Consider the following 18077-nt stretch of genomic DNA (forward strand, 5'->3'; position numbering starts at 1 on the left):
CGATCGGTGCTGGAGGGAAGCAGGAATGATGCGTTTGTTGATCGGTGTTGCAGCTGGGTACGTCCTGGGAACCAAAGCGGGCCGCGCACGATACGAGCAGATCAGCCGGGCCGCGAAGGCGGTGGCCACTAGTCCGGCCACCAAGAAGGTGTTGGATGCGTCACGGCAGAAGCTGGCCGACTCACTGAGTACTCAGCCCAAGCTCGAGCCGATGAAGCCGCTCAACGAGGAGACCACGATTCTGGTCCCCCACGACCAGTTGAAGAAGAACCGCTAGGTCAGACGCTTTGATCGCCGACAGCCTGCTCACGCAGCTGTCGGCGATACTGCTCCAGCGCCACGAGATCGCCGAACAGCGAGTTGTACTCCTCCGGGGCCGCAGCCGGTGAGACGCGCTGAAGCTTGGATTTGAGGTCGGCAACCTGTTCGCCAACCCACGCTTCCTGCAGCCGGGCGAGCACTCCGTTGATGTAGCGCGGAACCGTGTCTTCGTCACAGGGCATGGGTTCGACGGCCAGTTCCGATACAACCGAGGCCACCGTCATGTCTTCGACGCCCTTGGTGACGACTTCGATCCACTCGGCGCCGCCGAGTCCCTTGCTCGTTCCGCCGGCGTCTGCCATTGCCTGCCTGATCACGACGTAGGCGGGGTGGGTGAAGGTCTCGGGTGGCAACGAGTCGAAGACACTGCCGGCGACGCCAGGGTGCTGCAACGCGGCCTTGAGGACAGCTCGCTGCGTCGACAGCCCCGGGTCGTTGGGCCGTGGCCTCGAGATTCCGATCGGCAGGGCAAGCGCATCGGCGGCAGGTGGGTCGACAACCTGACGACGCTTGGGCGCCGGTGAAGATCCGCGCGTCGACGCCCGTTTACGAGCTTCGTCACGCACGCGTCGTCGGACGGATGGAAGATCGTCCCAACCGACCCATCCGCAGAGGAGGTTCGCGTAGCTGTCGCGCAGAGTTGATTCCTTGATCTGCGCAACGACGGGGACCGTACGACGCAGTGCTTCGACGCGCCCTTCAGCCGTCTCGAGATCGTGCTCGGTGAGTATCGACTTCACCACGAACTCGAACATCGGCGTACGCCTCGCAACAAGGTCGCGAACGGCGGCGTCACCGGACTCGAGGCGAAGATCGCACGGGTCCATTCCGTCAGGAGCGACGGCCACGAAGGTCTGCCCGGCCATCTTCTGATCGCCTTCGAATGCCTTCATCGCAGCAGCTTGCCCCGCGGCATCACCGTCGAAGGTGTAGATGATCTCACCGCGAAAGTAACTGTCGTCCATCAGGAGTCGGCGGAGCATCGCAAGGTGCTCCTCACCGAAGGCGGTTCCGCACGAAGCAACGGCGGTCTTGACGCCGGCCAAGTGCATCGCCATGACGTCGGTGTACCCCTCGACTACTACAGCCTGGTGCCCCTTGGCGATGTCACGCTTGGCGAGGTCCAAGCCGAACAGGACCTGAGACTTCTTGTAGAGGATCGTTTCCGGCGTGTTGACGTACTTGCCCGGCATGGTGTCGTCGTCGAAGAGCTTGCGGGCGCCGAAGCCGATGACGTCACCGGCAACGCTGCGGATCGGCCAGAGCAGGCGGCGATGGAACCGGTCGATCGGACCGCGCCTCCCTTCTTTGGACAGCCCTGCTGCTTCGAGCTCCTTGAACTCGAATCCCTTGGACATCAAGTGTTTTGTGAGAGTGTCCCAACCTTCGGGCGCGTATCCACAGCCGAATTGCAGGGCTGCTGCCCCGTCGAAGTTTCTCTCGGTGAGGTAGTCGCGAGCCGCCTGAGCATCGGGTTCGCGCAGTCGGGCGGCGTAGAACTCCTGAGCCGCCGCGTTCGCCGCAATCAAGCGTGCACGGGTGCCGCGATCGCGCTGAACGGACGGTCCGCCGCCCTCGTACGAAATCGTGTAGCTGAGGCGATCCGCCAACTGCTCGACGGCCTCGACGAAGCTGATGTGGTCCATCTTCTGCAGGAACGAGTACACGTCACCACCCTCACCGCAGCCGAAGCAGTGGTAGAGGCCGTGGTTGGGTCGTACGTGAAACGACGGTGACTTCTCGTCGTGGAAGGGACACAAACCCTTGATCGAATCGCCACCGGCACGCTTGAGTGAAACGTATTCACCGACGATGTCCTCGATGCGAGTGCGTTCGCGAATGGCCGCGATGTCTCTGTCAGAAATTCGGCCCGCCACGTACATCAGTCTAGGCGGTCCCCCGACACCTCCTGACAACGATATGTTGATGGCCGACTCTGCACCGCAGCGATGGGACCGACCATGACTGAAAACGCCTCGAGCTCGCCCGAAGGGCGATCGGGAACTCGATTCGGCGTGTACGAGCTGCGTCGTCTGCTCGGTCGGGGCGGAATGGGCGAGGTGTACGAGGCGTACGACACCTCGAAGGATCGCCTGGTCGCTCTCAAGTTGCTCCATCGCGAACTCGCGGCCGACCCGTCATTCCAAGCTCGTTTCCGCCGAGAATCTCGCACCACCGCCGCCCTGAACGAACCGCACGTGATCCCGGTGCACGACTGGGGCGAGATCGACGGAGTCCTCTTCATCGACATGCGATTGGTCGAAGGCCACACATTGCGAGCCGAGTTGACCGAGTTCGGCAGACTCACCCCGGCGCGAGCCGTCGACATCGTCTCGCAGATAGCGTCAGCGCTGGACGCAGCGCACGCGCGCGGACTCATCCATCGCGACGTCAAACCAGACAACATCATTCTCACGAAGACCAGCTTCGCGTACCTCGTGGACTTCGGAATCGCATATTCACAGACAGACACGAAAATCACCACCGAGGGAAGCGCGGTCGGTTCGTATGCGTACATGGCGCCGGAGCGATTCGGTATCGAAACACCGACGGCCGCAGCGGATGTCTACTCCCTTGCTTGTGTTCTCTACCAGTCCCTCACCGGAACAACGCCTTTCAACACCACAAGCATCGGTCATCTCGTCAATTCGCACCTGAACGCTCCGCCGCCGCGCCCCACCCTGACGGTTCCGTCGCTCCCGCAACGTTTCGACACTGTCGTGGCCCGCGGTATGGCAAAGGATCCCGCACACCGCTATCCGACCACCGGAGCGCTCGCACTCGAAGCGCGGCAAGCCCTCTCGGCCGACAGCGCCGCCGGTGCGGCCGGCGGACTGCAATCCACAATCGTCGGGCCGCCCGCCTACACCACAGTGAATCCCGCTTACGGGAACTACACGCACATCGCGACAAAGACCAAGCGAAACCGAGCCCCGATCGCGATCGGGGCGGCTGGAGTTGCACTCGTTCTGGCCGCAGGAGGCACGGCGGCTTGGGCGATACTGGGAAGCTCGGGCCCCGAATCACCAACCGCTGTAGCAGCTTCCACCGCCACGACGGAACCGGCACCCATCCAGGAGCCGGTCAGAACGCCAAACCTGGAGCCGTTGCCCACCGCCGGACAGCAGGCAACCACGACCACGCGGGCGTCCACCCCGTCCACGAAGAACGGCGATCTCGGGGTGAGCAAGCCGATCACCGTCCCCTCGTGCAAGGGCACCGGAATCGTGGTGTTGGCCAATGCCACCGATCCGGCCACGTATGCCAGCGAGATTCAAAACTACCTTGACGCGTTCCCCGGCTCGAAATACCTACGCACAGACCAGTCCTGCCCGTCACTGCGTCAAGTCTCCGATTCCGGGACCGCGATCTACACCGTGTACCGCGAATCCGGAAACAGCGAGTCGAAGATATGCAAGGACGTCCGCGCAGCAGGAGGCGACGCTTACGGCAAGTGGCTCGACACCACTACCGATCCGTCGACGCGAATGACCTGCTGAGAGCGCGGACGGCTCAGCCCCAACTGGCCTGCGCGCCCAGGCTCGCCTTGTCCACCCGCTCCAGCCGACTTTCCGTGTACGACGCGATCTGATCCACCACCACGCGGACCCGAGCACCGTCGTCCGCGGCGCGCTCCCACGCGGGCAGCAGGATCGGATCGAGCCCGGCGGGCGCCGTGGCCAACAACCATTCCGCGACGCGATGAACACGATCACGTTGCCGATCCTGACGCGCCTTGTGCCCGGCGTCGGACATCACGTAGTAGAGCGCCACGGTCTTGAGCAACGCCACCTCGGATGCGACGGCCTCGGGTATGTCGAGGTCGGCTTGATAGCGCGAGAGGGGTCGGTTGCCGTTTGTCTGCCGTGTGCTGGCGATCGCGGCCGTGGCGAAGCGTCCCACCAATTCACTTGTGAGGTTCTTCAACGCGACGGAACTTCCCAGCGTCCCGTCGAAACTTCCGACTCCGCGTACGACGGGGAGTTCGGACAACCGTTGAGCGGCTTCGATCAGATCGTCGACTACCAAGCCGCGAAACTCGGAGGCCCCCAGTTCAGCCAGTGCGCGCTGCTCGGACGGATCAGCAAGCGAGCGAAGGTCGATACGGCCTGCGATCACCCCGTCCTCTACGTCGTGCACGGAATACGCGATGTCGTCGGCCCAGTCCATGAGCTGAGCTTCCAGGCATTGCCGACGCTCGGGCGCACCCTCGCGAACCCAGGCGAGCACCTCTGCGTCGTCGTCATATGCGCCGAACTTCGCGCCGGACTCAGGGCGGGTCCAGGGGTACTTGATGGCCGCGTCGAGTGATGCCCTGGTGAGATTGAGGCCGGCGCTCAGACCGTCGGGGCGCAGGATCTTCGGTTCGAGGCTGGTCAGGATCCGCAGATTCTGCGCATTGCCTTCGAAACCGCCGCAGTCCTTGGCGACTTCGTCGAGTGCCTTCTCGCCGTTGTGCCCGTACGGTGGGTGCCCGATGTCGTGTGCGAGACCCGCAAGGTCCACCAAGTCCGGGTCGCAACCGAGCCCGTCGGCGATCCCTCGCCCGATCTGTGCGACTTCCATCGAGTGTGTCAGCCGCGTGCGAGGTGTGTCGCCGTCGCGCGGGCCGACAACCTGGGTCTTGTCGGCCAAGCGTCGCAAAGCCGCGGAGTGCTGGACCCTGGCGCGGTCTCGCGAGAAGTCCGAACGATGCTGCGCCGCTGCGATCTGCGAACCCGGCAACCCGGCTCGCTTCGGCGCCTCGACGACACGACGTTCGAGGTCGTGTTCGGAGTAGGTGCCGCCTCCGTAGGTGGTGTGAGCTGTCATGGTTTCTATTGCCCTGCCGTGTAGGGGAAGTCTGCCGAGAAGTGTGTGAGCTGATACCAGAGCAGCGCGCCGGTTTCGCGAGCGATTCCGTGCAACTGGGATTCGCGAGTGAACACGGCCGGGCCCTGACGAGTAGGTGCGGTCCACGCCTGAAGTCCCGTGTCGCGGGCCATCGTCCGGGTGCGCAACGAGTGCCACGGGTCACTGACCAGGACGGCGGAATTGATGCCCTGCGAGGACATCTCGGCACTCACCGCATCGATGCTGAGCAGAGTGTCCGAACCGGTCTCCACAGCGGTGATCGCACTCGACGGAATCCCTCGATCGGTCAGATACATCTTTCCCGATGCCGCTTCGGTGTACTCGTCACCTTCTTGTTTACCGCCGACGGTGATGATCTGCGGAGCCACTCCGCGCTTGTACAGCTTGTACGCCTGTTCGAGTCTGGCTTCGAAGACCGACGACGGAGTGCCGGAATACTGAGCCGCGCCCAGAACGACTATCGCGTCGGCCGGCCGCGTGTCGTCGATGCGGGCCACCTGCCACACCCGGAATGCGGTACCGCCGACCAGGACCACTGCCATCAACACGGCGCCGGCGATCAATCGCCGCGTCCAACGAGCCAATCCTGCACCGAAGCCGCCCGCCCGTGAGGGTGATGGATCGTGGGGGCGGTTACCGAAAGCAGGTTTCACTCCCGCAATTCTGCCAGTTCGCAGCGATCTCCTCCGATGCCGACGCGCCACAACGGATAGATTTGCGTCATGGCCCTCGCACCACACTTCGCGCAGTTGTCCTCTGTAGAGCAGAGTCGGACAACCACCCGACCAGTTCGGCGCCGGGGAAGCGCCGCCGCCGTCGCCGCGATTTTCGCTTTGTTGGCGCTCGTCTTCAGCCCCGCGCTCGCCTCGGCGGACGCCCCGATGGTGTTGCCGAATCACATCACCGACACCTCCGGGGTTCTCGACGCCGGTCAGCGCAGCGACATCCAAGCCGCGATCGATCAACTCAGCGAGGACCACCAGATCGACCTGTGGGTCGCATTCGTCCCCGACTTCAACAACCTCGGTGGCCAGGCATGGGCGCAGCAAACGGCCACCAAGTCGACGCTCAGTACCAAATCCGTCCTGCTTGCAGTTGCCACGGCAGAGCGCGCCTACTACCTCGACGTTCCAGCTGAACTCAGCAACATCACCGATTCCGACATCGAGTCGATCAATTCGGACGCGGTGGAACCGGCTCTCGCCGAGGATGATTGGACCGGCGCAGCTATTGCAGCAGCCGGCGCACTCGGCGACGCGAACAACACGAGCGGCGGAATGGGAGTCGGAACACTCCTCATCGCGGGCGGCGCTGTGGTGGTCGGAACGGGCGGCGTAGTCCTGTACTCACGCAAGCGCAAGAACGACAAGAACAAGGCAAGCGTGGAGGCCGCAAAGAACATCGCCCCCGACGACCTTGCCAGCCTCAACGCACTCCCGCTGCCCACACTCGACGAACGCGCGAAGGAAATCCTCGTCGAGACGGACAACGCGATCGCCGGCAGCCAGGAAGAGCTGGATCTGGCCCGCAGCGAGTTCGGAGATTCCGCTGTTGCGCCCTTCTCCGCGGCTTTCGACAAGGCCAAGGCCACCCTCGCCGAAGCCTTCGCGATCAGGCAGCGGCTCGACGACGCCATCCCGGAAACTCCCGACCAACGCCGTCAGATGCTGATCGACATCATCTCCTCGTGCGGTCGAGCCGACCAAGAACTCGAAGCTCGCGTCGACGAGTTCGACGGGCTTCGCGACCTTCTCATCAACGCCCCGGCACGCCTCGACGCTCTGACGCAGAGTGTTGTTGCTCTCAGCGTGCGCTTACCTGAGTCCGAGGCGATTCTGACCAAACTGAAGGATCAGTTCCCCGCGCCGACGCTGGCGTCGGTGGTGAACAACGTCACGATGGCGAGCGAACGGTTGACGCTCGCCGAGAAGTCGATCGAAGAAGGTCGAGACGCCACGGCGCTGCCGGCCGGCAAGCAAGGCGCCGCCGTCACCGCAATTCGCACGGCCGAAGCAGCTCTCGATCAGGCCCGCAAGCTGCTCGACGGCGTCGATCACGCCGCCGACGACATCCGAAACGCCATCGCGACACTTCCGTCCGCGATGGAGGACGTCCAGCAGGGCATCACCGCTGCGGACGCTTACCTGGCGCAGGGCGGGCAGAAATTGGCGGACGCGAAGGCCGCGGCTCAGTCAGCGTTGGCCAATGCTCAGACGTCCAAGGACAACGATCCGCTGACGGCGTTCAACCAGATCGTCGCGGCCGACGCCCAACTCGACGCGCTGCTTGCCGACGCTCAGGAGCAGAAGCAGCAGCTCGAACGGGCACAGCAGCGCCTCGCCCAGGACATTCTGGCCGCACAGGCCCAGGTGACGGCTGCCGGTGACTTCCTCGGAACCAGACGCGGCGCGATCGGGGCCGAGGCCCGCACTCGCTACGCGGAGGCTCAGCGGCACCTGCAGGCTGCCCAACAATTGCAAACTTCGGATCCGTCGAAGGCACTCCAACACGCCCAGGCAGCGACCACCTTGGCGACGCACTCACTTCGCGCCGCGCAGAACGACGTCAACACCTGGGAAGCAAACCAACGACCCCGCGGTGGTGGCGGCGATGCGACGGGAGCGATTCTCGGTGGGATCCTGATCAACAGCATTCTGCGAGGCGGCGGAGGGCCCCGCTCGTACGGCGGACCGAGCAGCAGTGGGCGCTCCGGACGCGGAGGCGGCGGCGGTGGTTTCGGTGGCGGCGGCGGCGGCCGAACGAGTCGAGGCGGCGGCGGCCGGTTCTGACGGATCCCGTCGAGGTAGTAAAATCCGTACTTTGTTCACGACCGCACTCGTCGTACGCTTCATCCGGCAAGTCGGGATCACAGATCATACGAAGGTGTTATGGAAAGCGTCGCCCCGCAGATAACCGTCGTTGTACCTACATACAACGAGCGTGAGAACCTGCCAAAGCTCGTCGATCGCCTCGCCGCGTTGAAGATCCCGAACCTGCACGTCCTCGTGGTGGATGACAACTCCCCCGACGGTACGGGCGAGGTTGCCGACAAGTTGGGTATCGACGGACCCATCCCGGTGGGAGTACTTCACCGCACGGTCAAGGACGGTCTCGGTCGTGCTTACGTCGCGGGCATGAGCCGGGCTCTGGCGGAGAACGCAGACATCGTCATTCAGATGGACGCAGATCTCTCGCACCCGTCCGAAGCGATCCCCGCCATGATCGAGATTCTCACCACCACCGATGCGGCAGTCGTTCTCGGCTCCCGTTACGTCGAAGGCGGCGCAGTCGCCGGCGACTGGCCGTGGCATCGCAAGGCACTGTCCGCCTGGGCGAACTTCTACGTCAACGCCATCCTGCGACTTCACGTCAAGGATGCGACCGCCGGCTTCAAGGCGTGGCATGCAAAGACCTTGCGCGACATCGACGTCGAATCGGTGCAGAGCAACGGCTACGCGTTCCAGGTCGAGATGAACTACCGAGTTGTTCAGCGCGGCATGAAGATCGCCGAAACGCCCATCCGCTTCGAGGAGCGCACCGAAGGCGTCTCCAAGATGAGTCTCTCGGTTCAGTTGGAGTCTGCTCTGGTGCCGTGGAAGCTCAAGTTCGGCAAGAAGTCTCTGTGACCTCGGCGGCCGATCGAAAGTAGTCGGCCGTCTGCTTGTCCGACGGGTAGAACGACTCGATCGCAATCTCTGCGAGCGTGACGTCGCGCGGCGTACCGAACACTGTGGTGGTGCTGAACATCGCCAGTTCGGTATCGCCGGCGCGTACACGCAACGGAACCAGCAGGGAATTCGCACGGTCGTCGTGCCAGTCCCCTCCGCTCGGGTAGGTGCGCAGCTCGTCGAGCAACGACGCCAACAGCGCATCGGCACTCACCTCCACTTCCCGCGCCAGCCTGGCTAGCAGGTGCGTCCGCCACTGCGCGAGGTTGACGATCCGCGGCGCCATTCCCTCGGGATGCAAACTCAACCGCAAGACGTTCACCGGTGGTTCCAGAAGGAACGCAGCGGCGCCCTCGGTCAAAATTCCCACGGCCTGGTTCCCGGCTACCATCTCCCACTGCTGATCGACCACCACCGCCGGATACGGGTCATGCGCGTCGATGATGCGATCGATGGCCTCACTCACTGCTGACATCGGCGCTTCCGCCAACGACTTCTGCGAGTACTCCGGGGCGTGACCACTTGCCAGTAGAAGCGTGTTCTGTTGCCGTAGAGGAACATCCAGGCAATCAGATAGGTGAAGAATCATGTCCCGACTGGGTTTGGAGCGGCCGGTTTCGATGAAGCTCAGGTGTCTGGTCGACACTCCTGCCGCCGCCGAGAGTCCCAACTGAGTGAGCCTTCGCCGCTCCCGCCACCGTTTGAGTTCTGTGCCAACGTCCATCGTCTCGAAGGTCATTCCCCCACGGTAGCGACCCGAGGTAGCCGAGGACATGACCTCACAGGTAATCGACCCGGAGCAGTCTCGGCGCAACAGTGGTATCAGCCGGCGAGAACGTCGGGTACTGATCAAGGGAGTTACCATGAGCGACTTCGACGCCATTGCCGATGCCTACATCGACATGTGGAACGAAACAGATACCACCGCCCGCAAAGCGCGGATCGAGCAACTGTTCACTCCAGCCGGTCGCTACACCGATCCGCTGGCGGACGTCACCGGACACGAACAGATCGACGCGATGATCAACGCTGTGCAGCAACAGTTTCCGGGCATGCGCTTCACTCTCGTCGGACCGGTGGACGCACACCACCGGCAGGCGCGATTCGGCTGGGCTCTCGGCCCGTCGGGGGCCGAGTCACTGATCGACGGATTCGACGTACTCGAACGCGATGACGACGGGCGTCTGACGCTTGTCCTCGGGTTCCTCGACAAGGTGCCTTCGGCCTGAAGCGGCCTTCCACCGACAGCGTTCGACACGAAGGCTGTCGGTGGTTCGTGCCATCATCGTTGCCGATGAACGCCGACGGATTTACCTGGTCCACACCGATTCCCGAGCCCGAGGGCGCCGAGTACAGTGCTCACACGCTGACCGTCAACGGACTCATGATCGTGTATCGAATCGCCAAGACGACGCCTACCAAACTGGGCCAATTCGTCACGCTGTGGCGCCGTTCCGATGCCGGGCCCATCCGCCCCTTCGACACCACCGACGGCGTCATGCTGTTCGTGGTGAAGGTGCACGACGAAGAACATCTGGGGCACTTCGTCTTTCCTGTCGAGACCCTCGTCGAACACGACATCGTGTCGACCAACTTCTCGGGCGGTAAGCGCGCTATCCGGGTCTATCCGCCCTGGGTCACGCCGACCAGCACGCAAGCAGTCAGAACTCAGCGCTGGCAGTTGCGGCATTTCGGCGAGTTCCCCGATGTGTTCAGCTCAACTGTGTTCAGCTCACCTGATAAGTCGCAATGATGACGCCGGTTGTCGTGGGGACGCTGTCGACGAGGGTGAACTGAGCGAGCGCAGCGCCGTCGGGGAACAATCTGCGCCCGGTTCCGAGAACGAGCGGATGAATGAGCAGGGTGTAGGTGTCGACGAGGCGCCGCTCGGCCAATGACGTGATCAAGTCTCCACTGCCCAGAATCACCAGATCCGGGCCCTCGCTTTCCTTGAGCGCTGCTACGGCATCGGCAGCATCACCTTTCAACAAGGTCGAGTTCTTCCACGGGAGCGGTTCACCCAAAGTTCTTGAAGCTACGTATTTCTGCGTGTTGCCGAGAACCTCGGTGAACGGATTGTCGGTCTGAAACGGCCAGTACGAGGCGAAGTTCTCGTAGGTTCTGCGCCCGAAGAGCAACTCGGATTTCTTCGCCATCCCCTCCCCCATCTTCTGCGCCATGACGGAGTCGTTGAAAGGGGCCGCCCACCCTCCGTGCTCGAATCCGCCACGACGGTCTTCGTCCGGCCCACCAGGTGCCTGCATGACACCGTCGAGAGTCACGCTGTTGGTCACGCTGAGTTTTCTCATAACTTCGATCCTGCGCCTGAAGGACCATCGGGGAAAGAGAAAACGGGCGGTCCTTCTCGATTGAGAAGAACCGCCGTCAGCTTCGAACGGGAATCAGGAACCGATCAGCCGTGCGGCCAGGTAGCTTTCCACCTGATCGAGGGCGACGCGTTCCTGCGCCATGGAGTCACGCTCACGAACAGTGACGGCCTGATCTTCGAGGGTGTCGAAGTCGACCGTGATGCAGAACGGCGTGCCGATCTCGTCTTGGCGACGGTAACGACGACCGATGGCGCCGGCGTCGTCGAACTCGACGTTCCAGTTCTGACGCAGCTGCGCTGCAAGGTCTTTTGCCTTGGGCGTCAGGTCTGCGTTACGCGAGAGCGGCAGAACGGCAGCCTTCACCGGAGCGAGTCGACGATCCAGGCGGAGCACGGTGCGCTTGTCGACGCCGCCCTTGGAGTTGGGCGCCTCGTCCTCGGTGTAGGCGTCGACCAGGAAGGCCATCAGCGAACGCGTGAGACCGGCCGCCGGCTCGATGACGTACGGCGTGTAGCGCTCGCCCGTCGTCTGGTCGTAGTAGTTCAGCTCGGTGCCCGAGTGCTTGGAGTGCGTCGAGAGATCGAAGTCGGTACGGTTCGCGATGCCCTCGAGCTCGCCCCACTCGCTGCCCTGGAAGTGGAAGCGGTACTCGATGTCGGTCGTACCCTTCGAGTAGTGCGAAAGCTTTTCCGGCGCATGCTCGTACAGACGCAGGTTGTCCTTGTTGATACCGAGGCCGGTGTACCAGTCCAGGCGGTAGTCGATCCAGTACTGATGCCACTGCTCGTCTTCGCCCGGCTTGACGAAGAATTCCATCTCCATCTGCTCGAACTCGCGGGTACGGAAGATGAAGTTGCCGGGGGTGATCTCGTTGCGGAAGCTCTTGCCGATCTGGCCGATGCCGAACGGCGGCTTCTTACGCGAGGTGGTCAGCACGTTGGCGAAGTTCACGAAGATGCCCTGAGCAGTCTCGGGGCGAAGGTAATGCATGCCCTCTTCGCTCTCGACGGGGCCGAGGTACGTCTTGAGCATCATGTTGAAGTCGCGCGGTTCGGTCCACTGGCCGACGGTGCCGCAGTCGGGGCAACCGATGACATCCATCGAGACGTCGTCCGGGTTGTCGAGCTTCTTCTTCTCCGCGTACGCCTCCTGCAGGTGATCCTGACGGTGACGCTTGTGACAGTTGAGGCACTCGACGAGCGGGTCGTTGAAGACACCGACGTGACCGGATGCGACCCACACCTCGCGGGGCAGAATCACCGACGAGTCGAGGCCGACGACGTCCTCGCGGCTGGTGACCATGTTGCGCCACCACTGGCGCTTGATGTTCTCCTTGAGCTCGACACCCAATGGGCCGTAGTCCCATGCGGACTTGGTACCGCCGTAGATCTCACCGCAGGGGTAGACCAGGCCTCGCCGCTTGGCGAGATTGACAACGGCTTCGATCTTGGACTTGGGTGCCACTCGATTGCTCTCCATCTGGGTAATAGATGCATGATTTTCGTGCGCTTTTCGCACCATCAGCCTATCTGGCGGCTGCCACGCACTTCCGTCCAAGGTTGACATGCATACTTGTGCATATCAAAATGAAAGTGATTTGCAATAATGTGGTGAGATGGCTATGCCCGGACATCATGATCTACCCCTCGAAGGAGCCTCGCTGTGAGCATTGCGGATACCGGCGATCTCCACAAAAGCCATGATCATTCCGACCTCGGACACACGCACGACCCGTTCGAAGCCGCACCTCCGGCGCCCGTGCCACCCAAGGAGACCTTGGCGGCCGCCGGCGAAATTCTGCGGGCACTGGCTGCACCCGTCCGGATCGCGATCGTGCTCCAACTGCACGAGTCGGAGCGCTGCGTTCACGAACTCGTCGGCGCTCTCGGTGTCACTCAGCCACTCATCAGCCAGCATCTGCGCGTTCTCAAAGCAGCGGGCGTCGTCCGCGGCGAACGCAACGGACGAGAAGTTCTCTATCGACTCGTCGACGATCACCTCGCACACATCGTCGTCGACGCTGTCGCCCACGCCGAAGAAGGATGAGATTCCACCGCATGAACACTCCGGGCAGTACGACCTCGAAACGTGGACCGGCCACCGTCGGCGTTCGTTCCACGAAGCAGCGCAGCGCCATCTCCGCCTTGCTCGACGACATCGACGAATTCAAGTCGGCACAGGAACTGCACGACGAACTGCGCAAGCGCGGTGAGGGCATCGGCTTGACCACCGTCTACCGCACGCTGCAGGCACTGTCCGACGCCGGAACCATCGACGTTCTGCGCACCGACACGGGCGAGTCCGTTTACCGTCGGTGCTCCTCCGGCCACCATCATCACCTGGTGTGCCGCAACTGCGGATTCACCGTCGAGGTCGAGGGCCCGACCGTCGAGCAGTGGTCACAGACCATCGCCGAGGACAACGGTTTCACCGAAGTGAGCCATACCGTGGAGATCTTCGGTACCTGCCGCGACTGCGCCGCCTCCTGAGAGCGTCAGGGAATCAAACCCTGCCGGGCGGTATCGGCACCGGTGAGCGCGAGTAGCAACATCGTGGTCAGTGCCTCGTCGTCCAGTCCGGCCGCCGGGAACGTGTACCGCAGGATGACGTCCGCCAGACTGCCGTGACCGAACACCGCGATCGAGCCGAATTGAATGGTCCGATTCCGCTCGGCCACCTTGCGATGCAGTGCCGCGCTGACCGGCCGGTCCCACGCGAGAACACACGTCATGGACAGCACGTCCAGACCCTCGGACAGATTCATCGCCTGGATCGAACACAGCGCGCCGGAGTACTGAAAACCCAGTGATCCGTCGGCAGCCACATCGACCGTCACGAAATGCGCCAGCGAGGCGGCCGCACGTTCTTGTAGGCGGGCTGCTTCGTCGGTGGTGTCGGTCATGTTCTCCCCTGTCATTTGACGCCACCGAATCTACGGTCGCGTGAGGCGTATTCGACGCACGCGGCCCAGAGGTCGCGGCGATCGAAATCGGGAAACAGCTTCTCCTGGTACACCATTTCGGCGTAGGCGGATTGCCAGATCAAGAAATTCGACGTCCGCTGTTCTCCCGACGGACGCAGGAACAGATCGACGTCGGGCATGTCGGGTTCGTCGAGGTACTTGGCCACCGTCGCCTCGGTGATCTTGTCCGGATTGATCTCGCCCGCGGCGACGCGCTTCGCGATTTCCTTTACCGCATCGGCAATTTCGGCCCGGCCGCCGTAATTCACACACATGGTCAAGTTCATGACGGTGTTGTTCTTGGTCAGTTCTTCGGCGATCTCGAGTTCCTTGATCACACTCGCCCACAGGCGCGGTTTACGGCCGGCCCACCGAACACGCACACCCATTTCGTTCATCTCGTCGCGTCGGCGACGGATGACGTCACGGTTGAAGCCCATCAGGAATCGAACCTCGTCGGGACTGCGCTTCCAGTTCTCGGTGGAGAAGGCGTAGGCGGAGAGCCACTCGACGCCCATCTCGATGCAACCGCACACCGTGTCCATCAGGACAGCTTCGCCGCGTTCGTGCCCGGCGGTTCGCGGCAAACCGCGCTCCTGAGCCCACCGACCGTTGCCGTCCATCACCAACGCGACGTGGCGCGGGATGAGTTCGGTTTGCAGGATCGGCGGGGTCGCCCCGGACGGATGTGGGTCCGGTGGCCGGATCACCCGTTCAGCAGCAGAATCAAGCGGAGTTCGCGGTTCGCGTCGTCGAATCACGGGTTCCATCCTGCCTCACGGGCAAGTCGACCTCGACGGCTGCATGCGGCCTCGAACGCTCGATCAGCGGCAACGTCCGCAATTGGCGCTCGAGATGCCACTGCAGGTGTGCCGCGACCAGTCCGCTGGCTTGCGTCCGCAGAGTCGCGGGCGCCGAATCGGTACCCTCCCACTCCCCTCGGAGCAGGGCTTCCATCAAGTCGAGCACTCCGGGCGACGGCGTCGCGGCACCCGCCGGTCGGCAATAGGTACACACGGCTCCACCTGCGGCGACGTGAAATGCCCGGTGCGGTCCAGGAGCGCTGCAGCGCGCGCACTCTTCGAGGGCAGGTGCCCAACCCGCATAGCCCATGGCTCGCAACAAGAACGCGTCGAGCACGAACTCGACCGGTCGTGCCTGCTCGGCGATCGCGCGCAGTGCGCCCACCGTCAATCGTTGAAGTTGTGGGGCGGGCGCGCGTTCCTCACCGGCCAACCGCTCGGCAGTTTCGAGTACGGCGCAGGCCGTGGTGTACCGGCTGTAGTCGTCGACGATGTCGGTGGCGAACGCATCGACCGTCTGCACCTGGGTGATGATGTCGAGATTCTTGCCGGGGAGAAGCTGTACGTCGATGTGAGCAAACGGTTCGAGTCTGGCGCCGAATTTGGAGGTTGTCCGGCGGACACCTTTGGCCACGGCACGCACCAACCCGAATTGACGGGTGAGCAACGTGACGATGTGGTCGGCTTCGCCCAGTTTGTGCAGGCGCAGCACCACCGCCGTGTCTCGATACAACCTCACTCGACCAGTGTCCCACGTTGTGCCGACGAGATTGTGCGATGCCGCGCCTGATCCCGAGCCGGGTGGTGTCCGGATAGACTGACCCGATGCCGAGCGACGCAATTGCGCAACCTGCCACTGCGGAGTTGACCGGTCGCGAAGCTCGGTGGGAGCGGCACAACTCCGAGCGTCAGAAACGGATACTCACCTCCGCTGTCGAACTGATCGAAGAGCGGGCAGCAGGTGCCGAGGTGTCCGTTCAGCAGATCGCCGACCGGGCCGGTCTCGCCAAGTCGGTGGTATACCGGCAATTCAGCGGCCGGGACGACCTCGATCGACGAGTCCGAGCGTTTGTGCTCGGCCAATTTGCCGCTGCCCTGGATGCGTCGATGAGCATTTCGGTGGGCACTCTCGACGAGATCCTGACTCGCACCATCAGCGCCGTCGCCGAGTGGATCACCGAGCATCCTCGTATTCACGAGTTCATGGGTACCGGCCCCACCGACTACGACGACGAGAGCATCGACGCGATCAGCAGTCTGAAGGCGACAATCGCCGACTCGGCCCGCGCAATCATCACCGAAGTCGGCCGATCCGTGGGGATCGATTCGTCGCCCTTCGATTCACTACCGTTCGCAGTGGTGACGATGGTCGAGGGCACGCTCACCCACTGGGTCCGAAGCACTGATCCGAAACCGAGCCGCGCAGAGATCGTCGCCGACCTCGCGAAATACACCTGGTACATGTTCGACGGTGTTGCCCGCTCGAGCGGGCTCACGATCGATCCCCACGTCGAATTGTCCACGCTCATCGCTGAACTGGTGTCCTCCGACGGCCGGTCCTCGCTACCTGACTAGATCCGGGCCGCCTGACTAGATCCGTGTTTTGTCGGAGCGCTTCGGCTCGCCGCGATAGCGTGCGTAGTCGCCGTCGATGCCCAGCTTTCGCCACACCCGCTTCGACACGGGGTTCATGAGACCGAGTTCGTCTGCCAGGGCACGCATTTCACCGAAGTAGTTCCCCAGAATTCGGCGGGAATGCGGGCTACCCCAGAAAGCACTCGTCATCACGTCTTCGGGAATCCCGAATTCTTCGGCGAATTCCTTGGGCGGTGACATGATTTCTCCTGCCAGCCAACGCATCGCGCCGGGGAAGGCAACCGATGTCATTGCCCGACTGGTACGACTGAGCCTGGGGACGTGATTGCGCAGCAACTCGTGCGCAAACGAAATATGTCTCGCTTCTTCGGCGATGTGAATCTCCATGGTGCGGAGCATCGCCGGCGGGGTGTCCTTACCTTCGCGGATCAAGTCCTTCTGGAAGTGGTCGATCGGTTCTTCTCCGGCAAGAATGCCGATGAAGAAGATGACCGGGAACTTTGCACCCAGCACTCCGATGATGGGCGAGAGTCGCCGGAACATCGGACGCATACCCGGCACGTCGATGTCCATACGATTGACGAGTTCCTGGAACATCTGGATGTGATTGCACTCTTCGGTCATCTCGTGCAGGCAGTACCGGAACTCGGGTGACTGATTGGGAAGCGCCATGATGTACTGCAGCATTCCCCGGATCAAGATGCTCTCGAATGCCGAACCCACCTTGGTCACGTTGGCCTGACGCCACATTCCCATCGCGATTCGACGTTCCAGGGACTGCTTCTGGTACCACTGCGTCGCGCCGAGGGGGTCCGAGACGGACGAGAGCACCCATCTCGGATCATGTGGATCGATCGCGAACTCTGGTGAATCCCAGTCGATGTCAAGGTAGGGATCAAAACTGCGGGCCACTGAGCCCTCGGACAAAGTCTGCAGTACCTCGTGGTACGGCATTTCCACTTCGATCGACGCTGACCGAGCCATCGGTGTCTCCTCACGGCCAGTCCGCCGATTGCAGTCGACGGACTTGAATGAGGTCAAACATAATGGGACACCGCGTCCCACGCAACCCCTTCGGTAGCCTGATTTCAGGCCCGACGGAGCGGAATGATCTCGCGAACCTTCTCATCTCGGAGATACAGTCCAGCCCACATCACGATTCCGGCGTAGACGGCAAACAATGTGGTGCTCACCAGAGGCTGTTCAGCTCGAAGGTTGGTCAACACAGCGCCACCCAGGTAACCGGTGAGCAGAATCGCGCCGAGCACGGACGTTCGCGGAATCACGTACAGCGCAAGGCAGATCAACTGCACAACCCCGGCTGTCAGGGCAAGAGAGTCGGGCAGCCCCAGTTCGGCCGAGGCGTCCTTGACCGTCTGCAGATTGAGGATGTGGATGATGCCGTCGAACAGCATGAAAAGTACGAACAGACCACTCAGGACGTATCCGACCTTGCGCGCGGTCCCCGAAGGTGCCGTTCGTGTTGCATCACCGGAAAGGGTGTCGTGGTGGGCAGGCTGGGTAGTCATCGGAATCTCCCGGG

General features: G+C 62.7%; 20 protein-coding genes. 9 read left to right on the plus strand and 11 right to left on the minus strand.

The features are described 5' to 3' along the window. Positions 1 to 25 precede the first annotated feature (25 nt). Positions 26 to 277 carry a hypothetical protein gene (locus tag ACWF6P_RS21315; protein ID WP_094273802.1) on the plus strand — a complete coding sequence of 84 codons (252 nt, stop codon included), beginning with the start codon at positions 26 to 28 and terminating at the stop codon, positions 275 to 277. 1 nt (position 278) lies between these two features. Here the strand turns inward: ACWF6P_RS21315 and dnaG are convergent, their stop codons facing one another. Next, on the minus strand, positions 279 to 2198 hold the full coding sequence (gene dnaG, locus ACWF6P_RS21320) for a DNA primase (RefSeq protein ID WP_283304208.1): 1920 nt from the start codon (positions 2196 to 2198) through the stop codon (positions 279 to 281). A gap of 84 nt (positions 2199 to 2282) precedes the next feature. On the opposite strand from dnaG, the gene ACWF6P_RS21325 reads away from it, so the two are divergent. Next, positions 2283 to 3821, plus strand: a complete 1539-nt coding sequence (locus ACWF6P_RS21325) for a serine/threonine-protein kinase (protein ID WP_452622374.1) — start codon at positions 2283 to 2285, stop codon at positions 3819 to 3821. A gap of 13 nt (positions 3822 to 3834) precedes the next feature. On the opposite strand, the gene ACWF6P_RS21330 is transcribed toward ACWF6P_RS21325, so the two are convergent. Both ACWF6P_RS21330 and ACWF6P_RS21335 read right to left on the minus strand, forming a co-directional pair. Next, complete coding sequence (locus tag ACWF6P_RS21330; RefSeq protein ID WP_452622375.1) at positions 3835 to 5133, minus strand: deoxyguanosinetriphosphate triphosphohydrolase; 1299 nt, start codon at positions 5131 to 5133, stop codon at positions 3835 to 3837. 5 nt (positions 5134 to 5138) lie between these two features. Next, positions 5139 to 5828 (minus strand): YdcF family protein, encoded by a 690-nt coding sequence (locus ACWF6P_RS21335; RefSeq protein WP_007731109.1) that lies wholly within the window; start codon positions 5826 to 5828, stop codon positions 5139 to 5141. Between the two features lie 69 nt (positions 5829 to 5897). Between ACWF6P_RS21335 and ACWF6P_RS21340 the strand changes: the two genes are divergently transcribed. Continuing rightward, positions 5898 to 7964 (plus strand): TPM domain-containing protein, encoded by a 2067-nt coding sequence (locus ACWF6P_RS21340; RefSeq protein ID WP_452622376.1) that lies wholly within the window; start codon positions 5898 to 5900, stop codon positions 7962 to 7964. Between the two features lie 99 nt (positions 7965 to 8063). Next, positions 8064 to 8801: a polyprenol monophosphomannose synthase gene (locus ACWF6P_RS21345; RefSeq protein ID WP_003944487.1), complete on the plus strand. Its 738-nt coding sequence runs from the start codon at positions 8064 to 8066 to the stop codon at positions 8799 to 8801. Here ACWF6P_RS21345 and ACWF6P_RS21350 read toward each other — a convergent pair. Beyond that, entirely contained in the window at positions 8776 to 9582 is an 807-nt protein-coding gene (locus tag ACWF6P_RS21350; RefSeq protein WP_452622377.1) for a helix-turn-helix domain-containing protein, read from the minus strand. The genes ACWF6P_RS21345 and ACWF6P_RS21350 overlap by 26 nt on opposite strands. 34 nt (positions 9583 to 9616) lie before the next feature. On the opposite strand from ACWF6P_RS21350, the gene ACWF6P_RS21355 reads away from it, so the two are divergent. Together ACWF6P_RS21355 and ACWF6P_RS21360 are read left to right on the plus strand one after the other, a co-directional pair. Further along, positions 9617 to 10072 (plus strand): nuclear transport factor 2 family protein, encoded by a 456-nt coding sequence (locus ACWF6P_RS21355; protein WP_452622378.1) that lies wholly within the window; start codon positions 9617 to 9619, stop codon positions 10070 to 10072. 47 nt (positions 10073 to 10119) lie between these two features. After that, positions 10120 to 10596 (plus strand): MepB family protein, encoded by a 477-nt coding sequence (locus ACWF6P_RS21360; RefSeq protein ID WP_452622379.1) that lies wholly within the window; start codon positions 10120 to 10122, stop codon positions 10594 to 10596. On the opposite strand, the gene ACWF6P_RS21365 is transcribed toward ACWF6P_RS21360, so the two are convergent. Continuing rightward, positions 10571 to 11152: a dihydrofolate reductase family protein gene (locus ACWF6P_RS21365; RefSeq protein WP_452622380.1), complete on the minus strand. Its 582-nt coding sequence runs from the start codon at positions 11150 to 11152 to the stop codon at positions 10571 to 10573. The genes ACWF6P_RS21360 and ACWF6P_RS21365 overlap by 26 nt on opposite strands. Positions 11153 to 11245: 93 nt before the next feature. Next, positions 11246 to 12637 (minus strand): glycine--tRNA ligase, encoded by a 1392-nt coding sequence (locus ACWF6P_RS21370; RefSeq protein WP_003944491.1) that lies wholly within the window; start codon positions 12635 to 12637, stop codon positions 11246 to 11248. Positions 12638 to 12835: 198 nt separating this feature from the next. Between ACWF6P_RS21370 and ACWF6P_RS21375 the strand changes: the two genes are divergently transcribed. Together ACWF6P_RS21375 and ACWF6P_RS21380 are read left to right on the plus strand one after the other, a co-directional pair. Then, positions 12836 to 13219: an ArsR/SmtB family transcription factor gene (locus ACWF6P_RS21375; RefSeq protein WP_003944457.1), complete on the plus strand. Its 384-nt coding sequence runs from the start codon at positions 12836 to 12838 to the stop codon at positions 13217 to 13219. Positions 13220 to 13230: 11 nt separating this feature from the next. After that, positions 13231 to 13662, plus strand: a complete 432-nt coding sequence (locus tag ACWF6P_RS21380) for a Fur family transcriptional regulator (protein ID WP_020908177.1) — start codon at positions 13231 to 13233, stop codon at positions 13660 to 13662. 5 nt (positions 13663 to 13667) lie between these two features. Here ACWF6P_RS21380 and ACWF6P_RS21385 read toward each other — a convergent pair whose 3' ends face one another. The 3 genes from ACWF6P_RS21385 to recO are packed head-to-tail and all read right to left on the minus strand — an operon-like array spanning position 13668 to position 15677. Then, positions 13668 to 14090, minus strand: a complete 423-nt coding sequence (locus tag ACWF6P_RS21385; RefSeq protein ID WP_019749000.1) for a YbjN domain-containing protein — start codon at positions 14088 to 14090, stop codon at positions 13668 to 13670. Further along, on the minus strand, positions 14087 to 14905 hold the full coding sequence (locus ACWF6P_RS21390) for an isoprenyl transferase (RefSeq protein WP_378447908.1): 819 nt from the start codon (positions 14903 to 14905) through the stop codon (positions 14087 to 14089). Before ACWF6P_RS21390 ends, ACWF6P_RS21385 begins: the two co-directional genes overlap by 4 nt. After that, a complete protein-coding gene (recO, locus tag ACWF6P_RS21395) occupies positions 14862 to 15677 on the minus strand; it encodes a DNA repair protein RecO (protein ID WP_029255636.1) in 816 nt (271 codons plus the stop codon). The genes ACWF6P_RS21390 and recO overlap by 44 nt, the downstream gene beginning before the upstream one ends. Positions 15678 to 15763: 86 nt before the next feature. Between recO and ACWF6P_RS21400 the strand changes: the two genes are divergently transcribed. After that, the gene (locus ACWF6P_RS21400; protein ID WP_452622381.1) at positions 15764 to 16513 is read left to right on the plus strand and encodes a TetR/AcrR family transcriptional regulator; all 750 of its coding nucleotides are present in this window, start codon (positions 15764 to 15766) and stop codon (positions 16511 to 16513) included. Positions 16514 to 16528: 15 nt separating this feature from the next. Here the strand turns inward: ACWF6P_RS21400 and ACWF6P_RS21405 are convergent, their stop codons facing one another. Next, positions 16529 to 17518 (minus strand): AurF N-oxygenase family protein, encoded by a 990-nt coding sequence (locus ACWF6P_RS21405; RefSeq protein ID WP_452622382.1) that lies wholly within the window; start codon positions 17516 to 17518, stop codon positions 16529 to 16531. Positions 17519 to 17622: 104 nt separating this feature from the next. Continuing rightward, complete coding sequence (locus ACWF6P_RS21410) at positions 17623 to 18063, minus strand: DoxX family protein (RefSeq protein ID WP_378447906.1); 441 nt, start codon at positions 18061 to 18063, stop codon at positions 17623 to 17625. Positions 18064 to 18077 lie beyond the last annotated feature (14 nt).

It is taken from the genome of Rhodococcus sp. NPDC055024, from assembly GCF_053608585.1.

What these genes read in the sequence shown, in the direction of transcription:
- ACWF6P_RS21400 (WP_452622381.1), top strand. Translation starts at nt 15,764, where the DNA reads ATGCCGAGCGACGCAATTGCGCAACCTGCCACTGCGGAGTTGACCGGT.
- ACWF6P_RS21340 (WP_452622376.1), top strand. Translation starts at nt 5,898, where the DNA reads ATGGCCCTCGCACCACACTTCGCGCAGTTGTCCTCTGTAGAGCAGAGT.
- ACWF6P_RS21390 (WP_378447908.1), bottom strand. Translation starts at nt 14,905, where the DNA reads ATGGAACCCGTGATTCGACGACGCGAACCGCGAACTCCGCTTGATTCT.
- ACWF6P_RS21410 (WP_378447906.1), bottom strand. Translation starts at nt 18,063, where the DNA reads ATGACTACCCAGCCTGCCCACCACGACACCCTTTCCGGTGATGCAACA.
- ACWF6P_RS21365 (WP_452622380.1), bottom strand. Translation starts at nt 11,152, where the DNA reads ATGAGAAAACTCAGCGTGACCAACAGCGTGACTCTCGACGGTGTCATG.
- ACWF6P_RS21325 (WP_452622374.1), top strand. Translation starts at nt 2,283, where the DNA reads ATGACTGAAAACGCCTCGAGCTCGCCCGAAGGGCGATCGGGAACTCGA.
- ACWF6P_RS21350 (WP_452622377.1), bottom strand. Translation starts at nt 9,582, where the DNA reads ATGACCTTCGAGACGATGGACGTTGGCACAGAACTCAAACGGTGGCGG.
- ACWF6P_RS21405 (WP_452622382.1), bottom strand. Translation starts at nt 17,518, where the DNA reads ATGGCTCGGTCAGCGTCGATCGAAGTGGAAATGCCGTACCACGAGGTA.
- ACWF6P_RS21385 (WP_019749000.1), bottom strand. Translation starts at nt 14,090, where the DNA reads ATGACAGGGGAGAACATGACCGACACCACCGACGAAGCAGCCCGCCTA.
- ACWF6P_RS21380 (WP_020908177.1), top strand. Translation starts at nt 13,231, where the DNA reads ATGAACACTCCGGGCAGTACGACCTCGAAACGTGGACCGGCCACCGTC.
- ACWF6P_RS21330 (WP_452622375.1), bottom strand. Translation starts at nt 5,133, where the DNA reads ATGACAGCTCACACCACCTACGGAGGCGGCACCTACTCCGAACACGAC.
- ACWF6P_RS21315 (WP_094273802.1), top strand. Translation starts at nt 26, where the DNA reads ATGATGCGTTTGTTGATCGGTGTTGCAGCTGGGTACGTCCTGGGAACC.
- ACWF6P_RS21355 (WP_452622378.1), top strand. Translation starts at nt 9,617, where the DNA reads ATGACCTCACAGGTAATCGACCCGGAGCAGTCTCGGCGCAACAGTGGT.
- ACWF6P_RS21345 (WP_003944487.1), top strand. Translation starts at nt 8,064, where the DNA reads ATGGAAAGCGTCGCCCCGCAGATAACCGTCGTTGTACCTACATACAAC.